Genomic DNA, 12,500 nt, shown 5'->3' with positions numbered 1-12,500 from the left:
GGTTAGGCCCCAAAAAAACAAAAAAAAAAAAAAAAAAAATTTTTTTTTCCTTTATTTTTTGTTTTTTTTTTTTTTTTTTCTTTTCAGGTCGGAATTTTTTCGTTTTTTTTTTAAGGGGGTTAATTAAAAAAAAAAAAAAAAGTGGGATTTTTTTGGGGCGGGGCAAAAAATGTTTAAAAAAACACCCAAAAATTTTTTTTTTTTTTTTTTTTTACCCCCCCCCCCAGCAGTTGGGTTGTTTTACAAAAAAAAAACATGTTTTAGCAAATTTTAAAGGGGGGGGGGGGGGGGGCCAAAATTTGGGGGGGGCGGGGGCCAATTTTTTTTTTTATGCTTTTTTAAAAAAAAAAAAAAAAAAGGCCAAACTTTTCGTGTTTTTTTTATTTTTCAGTTTAAAAAAAAAAAGAGGTAAAACCACAAAAAACCTGTATTTAAAAAAAACACAAAAAAAAAAACAAAAAAAACAAAAAACTGGGCCCCGTTTTCTTTTTTTTACCGATTTTTTCTAAAAAAAAAAAAAACAAAATTTTTTACAAGGAAAATTTTTTTTTTAGGTTTTTAAAAAAAACCTAAAAAAATTTTTTAAAAAAACAATAAAAATTTCTTTGTGAAAAATTGGTGTTAAAAAACCCAAAAAAACCACCCTTTTGGTTTTTTAAAAAAAAAACCCCCGGGCTTTTTTTTTTTTAAGCTGGGTTTTCAAAAAAAAACACGGGGCTATTTTTTTTTTGAGCGGGCAAAGCTGACAAAAAATAAAAACCCACTTCCAAAAAAAAACATTTTTTTTTCTAACCCAAGGTTTTGCTTCTTTTTCTTGAGGGACTTGAAAAGCCTTTTCTTTTAAGGTAATTTTAAAAAAAAAAAAAAAAAGGGGTTAAAACAGGGTTTTTGGGAAAAAAAAAAAAAAAAAAAAAAAAAAAAAAAAACGGCCCCACCCATTTTTTTTTTGCTTTTTCCCACCACCCCCAATTCCCAAAAAAACAAAAACAAAAGGGTTTTTCCGCGCCCAATTTTGTAAAGGATCGTTGTTTTTACCAAAAAAAAAAGGTTTTTTGGGGTTTGGAAAAAAAAAAAAAGGAAAAAACCACCACACCGAAATTTAGCAAAAAAAAAACCGGGGGGGGGGGACCCCTTTTCTTTTAAACTTAAATTTGGTTGGGTTCAAAAAAAAAAAAAAAATTGCATCTTTGGGGGGAAAATTAAAAAAACAACCTAAAATTTTTTTTTTCTTTTTTTTTTTTTTTTTCCTGTTTTTTTGGGGGGGGGAAAACACAAAAAGGGGGGGCGTTAGGGTTTGACCAACGGGGTTTTGTAAAAAAATTAATTTTGTTTTTTTTTAAAACAGGGGGGTTTGTTTCCTTTTTTTTTCTTTTTTTTTTTTTTTTTTTTTTTTTAAAAAATTTTTTAAAAAACACTTTCTTTCTAATGTAAAAACCCAAAAAAAAAAAAATTTTCCCCCCCCTCCCCCCCCCATTTTTTTTTTTACTTTTACCCCGGGGGGGGGTCCGGGGGGGGGGGGGTCCACCCATAAAAAGCGGGTTGTGCACACAAAATTTTTGCTTTAGGCAATTGTTTTTTTTTGTAATTTTGTTGTTTTTTTTAGTTGGGGGCGGGGGCAAAAAAAAAAAATTTTTTTTTCCCCCAAAACGGGTTTTTTGGGGGGAAAAAAAAAAAAAAACTTAAAAATTCTTGTGGTGCATTTTTACGGGGGAAAGGGGGGGGTTTTTTAAAAAACAAACAAAAAACAAAAAATAAAAAACAAATTTTTTGCAAAAGTTCTTTGCCAATTTTTTCTTTTGTTTGGGGTAAAAAGGGGGGGGGGGGGGGGGGGGGGGGGGGGCGGGGGGGGGGGGGGGGGGGGGAAAAAAAAAAAAAAAAAACCCCCCCCCCCCCCAAACAATTGGATAAAACATTTTTTTTTGTAAAAAAAAAAAAAAACAAAAAAAAAAAAACCCCCCCTTTTGGGTTTTTTTTCCCCCCCTTTTTTTACAAAAAAAGGGGGGCGATTTTTATTGAAAAAAACAAAAAACGGGGGGGGGGGGGGGGGGAAAACCCTGGAGGTGGGGGGTTGTAGGGGCGGGTTCACACACACAAAACCCCCAACGCGGTTTTTTACCCAAAGTTTGTTAAAAAGGGGGTTTTTTTGGGGCCCGGGACAAAAAAAAAAAAAAAAAAAAACAAAAAAAAAACCGGGAACCCCTTTGGGTTTTTACCCTTTTTTTTTAAACCCCCACTTGGGTGAGAAAAAAAAAAGGTTGATTTTTTTTTTCCACAAAATTTTTTTTTGCAGGGTTTTTCCCTTGTTTTAAACCTGGGGCGGGGGGGGGGGGGGGGGGGGGGGGGAAAAACCCTGGTGAACAAAAAAAAAAAAAAAAAAAAAAAAAATGGGGGGGGGGAACGGGGGAAAAAACCAACGGGGGCCCCCCCGGGACCCCCCAAAATTTATTTCAAAAAAAAAAAAAAAATTTACAAAAAAAGCCAAAAATTTTCTTTACCCCCCCAAAAAAAAAAAAAAAGTTCTTTTTTTCTGTTTTAAAAAACAAAAACAAAAAAATAAAACATTTTTTTTACGTTTTTTTCGTTTTGAAAAAAAAAAAAAAAAAAAAAAAACGGAAAAAAAAATTGTGGGGGGATTTTTTTTTTGGGGCCAAAGGGGGGGGTTGGGGGAAAGCCCCCCAAAAAAAAAAAAAAAACCTTAAAAAAAAAAAATAAGGGGGTTGTTTCCCTTTTCACACGGACGGGGGGGGGGCGTGTGTTTTGGAGGTGGGGAAAATTTTATCCCCCTTTTCCATTTTTTTTTCTTTTTTCCCTTTTTTTTTTTTCCTTCCTTCCTTTTTTCCCGTTTTTTTGGTTGGTTTTGGTGGAGGGGGAAGGGAGGGGAAGGGGGGGGGGAAAAAAAAAGGGGGGGAGATTTTTTTTTCAACGCCCCCACCACCCCACCCCAAAAAAACCCCCCCCCCCCCCCCCCCCAACAAAACCCGCCCTCCCGGCCCCGGCTGGAAGGGGGGGGGGGGGGGGGGGGGGGGGGGACCCCAACTTTTTAGGGTTTGGCGCGCTCCTTTTTGGCGGGGGGGGGCATATTTCATTCGTTTCCCAAAAAAAAAACGTTTTATGGTTTTTAACAAAAAAAAGGAACAGCGGGCTTTGGGTAGGATGGCCTTTTTTTTAAAATTTTTTGAAATTTCCAAATTGGTTTTTTTTGCCCCCCCGGGGCCGTTGGGCTTCTCTTTGGGGGTGGGTGTTTTTCGTTTCCCCAAGTTGTTTTTTTTTTTTTTTTTTAAAACAAAAAAGGGTTTTTTTTCCAGGGTAAAACAAAAAAAACACAAAAAAACCAGGGGGAACCCAAATTGTTGGGGGGGGTGGGGAAAAAAAAACAAAAAATTCCTTTTTTTCTCCCAACCCCCACTTTTTGTGGTTGTTTGGTTTAAAAAAAAAAAAAAGCGGTTTAACAAAAAAAAAAACACCCAAAACCAAAAAGGTTTGTTCACGGTTGTGTTTTGTCACATTGTTTTTTTCGTTGTTTTTCCCCCGGGGGGGTTCCAAAAAAAAACAACCAAAAAACCAAAACAAAAACAACATACAAAAAACTTTTTTTTTTTAAAAAAAAACCTTTGGTTAAACAAAACCAAAAAAACGTGTTTTTTTTGGGGGAATTTTTACCTTTTTCCCCCCAAAGGGGGGGTTGTTCGTTTCCCCAAGTCAAAAAAAAAAAAACAAATTCGGCTGTAAAGGGGGGACCAAAATAAGGGGGGTGGGTTTTAAAAAAAAAAACAAAAAATTGGGGGGTAAAAAATCCCAAAAAAAAAATCGGCTTTTGGGTTTTCTACCCAAAAAAAAAACAAAAAAAGGGGGGGGAACAACAAATGGGAAAAACTATTTGGGGGGGGGGGGGGGGGGGGGGGGGGGGAAAAAAAAAAAAAATTAAAAAATTTTTTTTTTTTTTTTTTAAAAAACACAAAAAACCCCCCCCTTTTAGATTTTTTCCGTAAATGAAAAAAGTGGGGGGGGGGGGGGAAATTTGTAGGGTTTTCAAAAAAACAAAAAAAAAAACCCGGTGGAAAACAAAAAAAAAAAAAATTGCCCCCCAAAAACCTTTAAAAAAAAAAAACAATTAAAAAAAAGAAACACAAAAAAAAAAAAAAAAAATGGCTTAAAAAAAAGGGGGGAAAAAGCGGGGGCCCACGGGGGGGGGGGGGCCCAAAAAAAAAAAAAAAAAAAAAAATTTAATTTGGGGCACAAACGTTAAAATTAATGGGGGGGGGGGGGGTAACGGGGGGGGGGGGGGAAAAAAAACGGACAAAAAGTTAAAATGTGGGGGGGGGATTGGTTTTGTAAAATTTTTAAGGGGGGGGAAGTGGGGTAATTTTAAGGGGGGGGGGGGGAGGGGGGGGGAAAAAATAAAAAAAAAAAAAACCCCCCCTTTCCCCCCCCCCCCCTGTTTTAATTTTTTTTTTTTTTAATTTTAAAAAACAAAAACCGTTTGCAACCCCCCTCCCTACGCAGGGTTTCAAACCAGGGAAATTTAAGAAAAAAAGGTTAAAGGGGGGTTTTATTGTTCAAAAGCCCAATTTTTGAAAAACAAAAAACAAAAAAAAAAAACCCCCCCCAAAAAAAACAATTAGTTAAAAAAGGGGGGGGGGGGAAAAAAGGGTTTTTCGTTTTGGGCTATGTCGGTCTTTTCCTTTTCACCCCCCCCCAAAACCTTGTTTAAAACACAAAAAAAAACGTGCATAAAAAAAAACAAAAAAAAAACCAAAAAAAACACAAAAAAAAAAAAACATAAAAAAAAACAAAGGGGAGGGGGGGCTTTTACACCCACCACCAAAAAAATTTTTTTTTTTTGGGGCGGGGGGGGGGGCACCTTGGGGGGTGGGGGTGGGGGGGGGGGGGGGACCCCCAAAAAAAAAAAAAAAAATTTTGGGGGGGGGGGGGGGCCGTTTTTTACCGTTTTTACCTTTTTTATTTTTCTAAAAAAAAAGGGGGGGGAAAAAGGGGGGGCTTTTCAAGGCACAAAAGAAAAAAAAAAAAAAAAAAGCCCCCCCCACACGGTTATGGGTGTTAATTGTTTAAAGCCTTGGCTCCACAAAAAAAAAAAAAAAAAAAAAAAATTTTATTTCTTGAAAACCACAAAACAAAAAAAAAACCCCCCCCCTTACAAGGGGGGGGAACAACCCGGGGTAAAAAAAAAAAAAAAAAACAAAAAAACCCAATCAGGGGTTTGGGTTTTACCCAAAAAAAAAAAAACCCCCAAATTTCCCCCACAACAAAAAAGGAATTTTAATGGGTAATTTTAAGGTCAAACCCAACAAAAAAAAACTTGTATTTTTTTAACCTTTTTTTATTTTTTTTAGGGAAAAACCACCAAAAAAAAAAAAAAAACCGCGTTTAAAAAACAAAAGGGGGGGGGGGGGGGGGGGGGGGGGGGGGGGACCGCGCAGGTTTAAAAAAAAAAATTAAACCCCAGGGTGTTTTATGGTGTTCTTTTTTTTTCAAAAAACAAAAGGAAAATTTTTAAAAAACAAAGGGTTTTTGGCGCCTTTTTTAAAAAGGGGGGGGGGGGGGGGGGGGGCCCCCCCCACAATTTATACTTTGGGGGGCCCAAAAAATGGGGCTTATTTGTTTACAATTTTTTTTCAAAAAACCCCCCCCCCCCCATAACACCCCCCAACCCCTTTTTTCGTTTTTTTTTGGGGTTTTTTTACCCCTGGGGGGGGCCCGGGCCCAAAAAAAAAAAATCCCCAAAAAACTTCAAAATCAAAACAAAAAAACAACACCCTTTTTACATTTTTTCCACTTTGGGAAAGGGGGGGAAAAAAAAAAAAAAAAAAAAAAAAAAAAAATTTTTAGGAAAAAAAAAAAAAAAAAAAAAAAAAAAAAAAAATGTTTTTGGGGCTTTGTTTTTTTTTTGTTTTTACTTTTTTTCAAAGGGCGGGTAAAGGTTTTTTTTACAAAAAAAAAAACAGGTTGATTTTTTCAAAAATTGCAACAAAAAAAAAAAAAAAAAAAAAAAAAAAATTCATTTTTTTTTTTTTTTAAAAAAAGGAAAATTTTTTTTAAATTAGTTGGGGCATTTTTTTTTTTCCCCATGTTTAATGAAAACCCAAAACAAAACTTTGTTCAAAAAAAAAAAAACCAAAAAAAACAAAAAAAAAACAAAACACACAAAAAAAAAAAAAACAAAAAAAAAAAAAAAAAAACAAACTAAAAAACCTTGGAAAAAAAGGGTTAAAAAAAACAAAAACAAAAAAAAAAAACAAAAAAAAAAAAAAAAAAAAACCACCCCCCCCCCCCACCAGGGGGGAATTTAAAAAAAAAAAAACAACATTTCTAAAAAAAACCTTTTTCCAATTTTGAAAATTTTCCCCCCCCAAACAAAACTGCAGGTAAGGGATTTGGGGGAAAAAAAAAAGGGGGGGGGGTTTTTGGGCCTTTTTAAAAAAAAGGGGGGGGCTTAAACTTTTTGAGGGGGGGGGGGGGGACAATAAAAAAAAAAAAAAAAAACAAAAAGGGGGAAAAAACAAAAAAAAAAAAACTTTTTTAAAAATGTTGAAAAAACAAAAAAAAAAAAAAAACCATTTTTTTGTTTCAATTAAAAAAACAAAAAAAAAAAAAAAACAAAAACAAAAACAAAAAAAAAAAAAAAAAATTTTTCCTTTTTTTTAGGTAAAAAAAACATTTTTTATTTGGCCGGAAAAAACAAGGTTTTTTTTCTTTTTTTCAACAAACAAAAAAAAAACCCCCCACAAAAAAAAAAACGGGGGGGGGATTTTTTTTTACGGCCATTTACCAAAAGGGGGGGGGGGGAAAATTTTAAAACTTTTTTCCTTACTTTTTTTTGGGTATTTTGGGGCCTTTTTGGGGGGGGGAACACCGTATGGTTTGGGGGAAAAAAAGAACTTTGTAAAGGGGGTTTTTTTTTTCCCCCCCAAAAAAAAAAAAAAAAAAAATTTTTTTTTTTTCTTTCATTTTTTTCTAAAAAAAAAAAAAACAAACAAAGGGGCCTTCTGGGGGTAATTTTTTTTAAAACTTGGGGGGTTGGGGTGGTTGCCCCAAAGAAAACCAATTTCGGTGGTTTAAACAGTCACCCAAGGAAGGGGGGAATAAAAAACAAAAAACCAAACAAAAAAGGGGATTTTACTTTTTTTTAAAAGGGAGGGAGGGATTTTTGACAAAAAAAAAAAAAAACCCCCATTTGGAAAGGAGTGTTGGGGGGGGGGGTTTGGGGGAAAAAAAAAAAAAAAAAAAACAAAAATAAGGGTTGGGAAAAAAAAAAAAAAAAAAAAAACAACAAAAAAAAAAACACGGGTTTGTAAATTTAAAAAACATAAACACCACCAAAAAAACAAACAAAAAATTTTTTTTTTTTAAAAACCCCGTGGGTGAGTTTTTTTTAATTCCCCCCCAAATACAAGGGGGGAAAAAAAAAAAAAACCCTTGGGCAAAAAAACCCGCGTTTTTTTCTTATAACAAAAAAAAAAAAAAACCCGGGGGTTGGTTTTTTGTTGGGGGGAAAAACAAACCAAAAAATTTTTTTGGAAAAGGGGAAAAGGGGGGGGGGGGGGAAAAACCTGGGGACGCAAAAACAAAAAAAACACAAGGGGGGGGTGGGGGGGGGGGGGGAGGGGGGGGGGGGGTGGGGACAACCAAAAAAAATTTTTCCCCAAGGGGGGGGGGGGGGGGGGGGGAGGAAAACAAAATTTAAAATTTAAAAAAATTTTTAATTTTTTGTGGGCCCAAAAAAAAACCAACTCACACACCTTGGAGAAAAAAAAAAAAAAAAAAAAACCAAAAAAAAAAAAAACCCCCACCCCCCCAAAAAAAATTTTTTTTTTTTTTTTTTTCCCCCCCATTTTTTTTTTTTTAATTGGAAAAAAAAGTGGGGGGACCTTTTTTGTAAGGTTGGGCCAAGTCTTGGTTAAAAAAAAAAAAAAGAAAAAAACAGGGGCACAAAAAAAATTTTTTCTAAAACATTTTTTGTTAACTGTCACCCCACCCCCAAAAAAAATAAAAAAATAAAATATTTTAAAGGGAGTTGGGGGTTAATTCGGGGCCGGTTTGGTTTTTTTGAGTTTTCTTAAAATTTGGTGGGGGGGGGGCCCCGGGGGCTTTCCCCTTTTTCCCCCAGTTTTTAAAAAACAAAAAAAAAACAAAACAACAACAAAAAAAAAAAAAAAAAAAAAGAAAAGTTTTAATTTGGGGAGGTTTTAAAAACCCCAAAAAAAAAAAAAAATTTTTTTTTTGTTTTTTTTTTTTTCCAAAAAACCCCTTTTCCACAACTTTTCCATTTTTTTTTTTTTTTTCCGGGTTTTGGGGGAAAGCTGGGGTTTTTTTTTTTTTTATTTTTACACACCAAGGGGGGGGGGTGTTTTTAAGAAAGACCTTTTTTTTTTCCCAAAAAAAATTCCCTCTCTAAAAAAAAACCCCCACCCCCCCCAAAACCCCCCCCCACCCCGGTTTTGCGGAGGGTAAAAAAAAAAAAAAAAAAGAAAAAAAAAGGGGTTTTTATTTGGGGGGTTTCGTTTTTTTTTTGGACGGGAGTTTTTTTTTTTTTTTACCCGGCTTGCTTAAAAAAAAAAAAAACAAAAAAACCCAAGGGGGCGGGGCAAGGGGGACTTTTCAAAAAGGGTTTTTTTTTAAAATTTCCTTAACTTTTTTTTTTTTTTGTTTTTTTCGGTTCGTTTTTTTTTTTTTTATTCTTGTGGTTTTTGTTTTTTGGGGGGGCCGTGGCCCCCTTTCAAAAAAGGGGGGGGGATGGTTAACAAAATTTCGTTTTTTACGTTTTTTTTGGGAAAAGGGGAAAAAAAAACACAAAGGGCGGGAAACTGTGATTAACTGGGAAAAAAACCCCCCGGTTTAGGGGGGGCTTTAAAATTTTTTTAGTTTCTTTGATACAAATTTTCCAAAAAACAAAACGGGGGGGGGGGGAAAAAAAAAAAAACAAGGGGTAAAAACAAAAAGAAAAAAAAAAACCAAAAAACAAAAAAAAAAAAAACAAAAAATTTTTTTCGGGGGGGGGAAATTGGGGAAAAAAAACCCAAATTTTTAATCCCGGAAAACAAAACAAACACAGTTTAAGTCGAAAGGGGCGGGTTCGTTTTTTTAAAATTTTTTCTAAAACCACGGGATTTTTTTTTTTTTTTTTCCCCCCCCCCCCGGGTCAAACATTGAACAAACACAAAAAACCAGAAAAAACGGGGGGGAACCGGGGGAAAAATTTTTAAAAATTTTTAAATTTTTTCCCCCCCCCCCCCCCCGGGCGTTCCCCCCCCAAAGGACAACGGGGGGGGGGAAAAAAAAAAAAAAAAAATTTAAAAAAAAAAAAAAAAAAATAACACAAAAAAAAAAAAATCCAACTGCTGAAAAAAAAAAAAAAAATTTTCGGGGCTTTTAAAAGAAAAAAAAAAAAAAATTTAACTGGGGGACGGGGGGGGGGCCCCTTTTTGGTAAATCGGGGAAAAAACAAAAAAAAAAAAAAAAAATTGGCTTTTTTTTTTTTTTTTTTTTTTTAAAAAAAAAACCAAACTTACCCGCCCGCCTCCAAAGCAAATTTTACCTTGCCTTAAAAAAAAAAAAACAAAAAACAAAAAAAAAACAAAAAAAAAAAAAAAAACGCCACCCCCAACGGAACGTCCCCCACGGGGGGGTGGTTTTTTGTGGGGGACAAAAAAAAAAATTTTGGTTTTTTTTACCGGGGTTTTTAAAAAAAAAAACACTTTAAAAAAAAACCACGGTTGGGGGGACGAAACCCACAACAAAAAAAAAAAAAAAAAAAAAAACAAAAAAAAAAAAACAAAAGGGGGGTTTTTTGGGTTTTTTGGAAACAAAAAAGGGTTTTTTGGGGGGGGGGGCGGGAAAAAAAAAAAGGCCAAAAAAGGGGCAAGTTTTGGGTGTGTTTTTTTTTTTACCAAATTTGTTTTTTTCGCGTGGGCGGGGGGGGGGCGCCCCAAAAAAAAATCTTTTCGGTTTTTGAAAAAAAAACCCCGCCCCAAGGGGGGTTTTAAACCCCCCCCCAAAACTTCTTACCCCCAAACAACTTTTGTGGGACCGTTTTTTTTTACATTTTTTTTTTGTTTTTTTTTTTGTTTTCCCACATTTTTGTTTTTTTTTTTTTAAACTGGGGGGTTTTGGGGGGGGCCCGGGGGGTAAACAAGGCCCCAGGTTTTAAAAAAAAAAAAAAGGGGGGGGGGCGGGCGGATTAATCCCCCAACTTCAAAACGGTTTTTCTTGCCCCCCCAAAAACCGGGTTAAAAAATTTGCCAAAAAAAAAAAAAAAGGGGGGGGAGGGGGGAATCTTTTCGGGGGAAAGGGGCCCAAAAAAACACAACACGGTAAAAAATTGCCCCCCCTAAAGGGGGGGTCCCAAAAAAAAAACAAAATGGGGGGGGGGCCAGTTTTTTGGATTTTTTTTTTACTTTTTTTGGGGGGGGAAAAACAAAGGGTGCGGAACAAAAAAAAAGGAAGGGGGTTTTTGGGGGTGTTAGGGGAAAAAAAAGGAAAAAACCCCATTAAAAAAAACATTTTTAGGCCTAAAAAAAAAGGGGGGGGGGGGGAAAAAAACAAACAAACCCGGGGTCCAAAAAAAAACAAAAAAAAACAAAGGGGCGGTGGGGGGGGGAATTTTTGGGGTTGTTGTTAAAAAAAGGGTTTTGGGGCTTTAAAAAAATTTTGAACCCCAAAAAAAAACAAAAAAACAAAAAACTCAATACAGGAAATTTTTTTCCTTTTTTAACTTAGCTTTTTCCAGGGTTTTTTTTAAAAAAAACTTCAAAAAGGGCTTGGGGAAAAAAAAAAACCACAAAAAAACAAAAACAAAGTTTTTCCGAACAAAAAGTTTTTTGCGGGGTTTTTTTTCCCCCAAAAAAAAAACAAAATCCAGGTTGTGGGAAAAAAAACCCCCAAAAAAAACCAAAAACAAAAAAAAAAAAAAAAACAACGTGGGGGGTGGGAACAAGGGGGGTTGTTAAAAAAAACAAAAAACCAACCCCAAAGGGGGGAAAAAAAGGGTTTTTTCCCCAAAAATTTGGAGGGTGGGGGGGGGGGGGGGGCCTACAAAAAGGGAAACAAAAAAAACTTTCTTTAAAAACAAAAAAAGCGGTTTTTGGTTCTTTTTTGCTTGGCGTTTTTTAAAACAAAAATTTTTCTTGCCCGGGGACCTGGAAAAAAAAAAAAAAAGGGGGGGCCTTTTTTACACCTCCCTTTTAACTTAAAAAAAAAAACAAGCAAAAAAAAGGGTTTTTTACCCCCCAAAAAAAAAAAAAAAAAAGGGGGGGGGTTTTTAATTTTCCGTTTTTCAAAATTGGGCCAAAAAAGGGTTGTTTTTGTTGCAGGAAAAAAAAAAAAACATCGGGGGGGGGACGGGGGGATACACAAAAAAAAATACACGGGGTTTTGAAAAAAAAAAAAAAGGAAGTTTTTAAATATTTTTTTGGGGTTTAGGACAAAAAAAAATTTGGGGGGTTTTTTTTTTAACGTTAACAAAAAAAAAAAAAAAAAAAAAAAACAGGGGGTTTTTTTTTGTTAAAGGGGGGGAAAAAAATTTTCATTCCGGGGGCAAAAGCAAAGACAAGGTTGGTGGGGGGGATTATTTACTTTAAAAACAAAAAACAAAAAACCTTAAAATTTTTTACCCAGGTTCTTTTTTTTTCAATTAACGTGGAATTATGTTTTTTCCCCATTTAAAAAAAACACAAAACAACTTTTAACTTGGGGGGGGGGATGCTAAAAAAAAAAAAAAAACCCAAAAAAAAAAAAAAAAAAAAAAAAAGGGAAACAAAAAAACAAAAAAAAAAAACAAGGGGGGGGGCCAATTCAAAAAAAAAACAAAGGGGGGGCCCCCCCGTTTTTACAAAAAAAAAACAAAAACAAAAAAACGGGGAGGGGTTGTTTTTCACAAAAGCCCCTTTTTACTGGGAGCTTAAAAAACAAAAAAAACAAACAACAAAAAAAAACAAAAAACAAAAAACCAAAGGTAAAATTTTTGAGCCCTTTTGGGTTTTTAAAATTTTTTAACCTTAAAAAAAAATAAGGGGGCAGGGGGGGGGGTTTTCCTCTTCCTTGGGGGAAAAAAAATAAAAAACTTGGGGAAAAAAAAAGGAAAAAAAAAAAAGGGCCTTTCCTTAAAAAAAAAATTTTTTTTTTAAAAAAGGGGGCCCAAAAGTAGGCCTTTTTTTCCAAATTTTTTCACAAAAACAGGAAAAAAAACACAAAAAAAAAAAAAACAAAACAAAAAAAACCTTTTTTTTTCGTGTTTTTGCCCTTTTACTTTGATTGTTGGGGCCCACAAGCATTTTTTAAAAAAAAAAAAACAGGTTAACAAAAAACACAAAACCCCGGCGGATGGCAAACACTCTAACCTGGAGGGGGTCCTTTTAACCAAAAAAAAAAGAGGGGAAACAAAAACCGGGTTTAATTTATCGGTTTAAGTTAAATTTTTTCACACAAAGCTGGGTTTTTTTTTTTTTTAAAAAAAAAAAAAACAGGTTATTGGGAAAAAGGGGGGG

Annotated in this window: 10 protein-coding genes (1 of these 10 cut by a window edge); 9 read left to right on the top strand and 1 reads right to left on the bottom strand. The window is 34.9% G+C overall.

Annotated elements, in window-relative coordinates; genetic code table 11:
* Window positions 1-888 precede the first annotated feature (888 nt).
* From HYI43_11285 to HYI43_11245, 9 genes are all read left to right on the top strand, one after another.
* Window positions 889-1,143 carry a hypothetical protein gene (locus HYI43_11285; GenBank protein ID UDI79108.1) on the top strand — a complete coding sequence of 85 codons (255 nt, stop codon included), beginning with the start codon at window positions 889-891 and terminating at the stop codon, window positions 1,141-1,143.
* Window positions 1,144-2,757: 1,614 nt separating this feature from the next.
* Window positions 2,758-3,729, top strand: coding sequence for a hypothetical protein (locus tag HYI43_11280; GenBank protein UDI79107.1), 972 nt, complete (start codon window positions 2,758-2,760; stop codon window positions 3,727-3,729).
* A 974-nt stretch (window positions 3,730-4,703) separates the two neighbouring features.
* Window positions 4,704-5,288 carry a hypothetical protein gene (locus HYI43_11275; protein UDI79106.1) on the top strand — a complete coding sequence of 195 codons (585 nt, stop codon included), beginning with the start codon at window positions 4,704-4,706 and terminating at the stop codon, window positions 5,286-5,288.
* Between the two features lie 317 nt (window positions 5,289-5,605).
* The gene (locus tag HYI43_11270; GenBank protein ID UDI79105.1) at window positions 5,606-5,968 is read left to right on the top strand and encodes a hypothetical protein; all 363 of its coding nucleotides are present in this window, start codon (window positions 5,606-5,608) and stop codon (window positions 5,966-5,968) included.
* A 124-nt stretch (window positions 5,969-6,092) separates the two neighbouring features.
* Entirely contained in the window at window positions 6,093-6,308 is a 216-nt protein-coding gene (locus HYI43_11265) for a hypothetical protein (GenBank protein ID UDI79104.1), read from the top strand.
* A gap of 375 nt (window positions 6,309-6,683) precedes the next feature.
* On the top strand, window positions 6,684-7,148 hold the full coding sequence (locus HYI43_11260) for a hypothetical protein (protein ID UDI79103.1): 465 nt from the start codon (window positions 6,684-6,686) through the stop codon (window positions 7,146-7,148).
* 2,503 nt (window positions 7,149-9,651) lie between these two features.
* The gene (locus HYI43_11255) at window positions 9,652-10,113 is read left to right on the top strand and encodes a hypothetical protein (protein UDI77007.1); all 462 of its coding nucleotides are present in this window, start codon (window positions 9,652-9,654) and stop codon (window positions 10,111-10,113) included.
* 1,000 nt (window positions 10,114-11,113) lie between these two features.
* Window positions 11,114-11,392 (top strand): hypothetical protein, encoded by a 279-nt coding sequence (locus tag HYI43_11250; GenBank protein UDI79102.1) that lies wholly within the window; start codon window positions 11,114-11,116, stop codon window positions 11,390-11,392.
* 323 nt (window positions 11,393-11,715) lie between these two features.
* The gene (locus HYI43_11245; GenBank protein UDI79101.1) at window positions 11,716-12,009 is read left to right on the top strand and encodes a hypothetical protein; all 294 of its coding nucleotides are present in this window, start codon (window positions 11,716-11,718) and stop codon (window positions 12,007-12,009) included.
* A 471-nt stretch (window positions 12,010-12,480) separates the two neighbouring features.
* Here the strand turns inward: HYI43_11245 and HYI43_11240 are convergent, their stop codons facing one another.
* Window positions 12,481-12,500, bottom strand: partial view of a hypothetical protein gene (locus HYI43_11240; GenBank protein UDI79100.1) — the 3' end only. Its footprint extends 133 nt past the window's final position; only the last 20 of its 153 coding nucleotides appear in the window; its start codon lies beyond the right edge, outside the window; its stop codon occupies window positions 12,481-12,483.

Source organism: Staphylococcus taiwanensis (genome assembly GCA_020544305.1).
GTDB classification, from domain to species: domain Bacteria; phylum Bacillota; class Bacilli; order Staphylococcales; family Staphylococcaceae; genus Staphylococcus; species Staphylococcus taiwanensis.
Note: the sequence above shows the minus strand (reverse complement) of the source record. Positions and strands in the feature narration are given on the sequence as shown.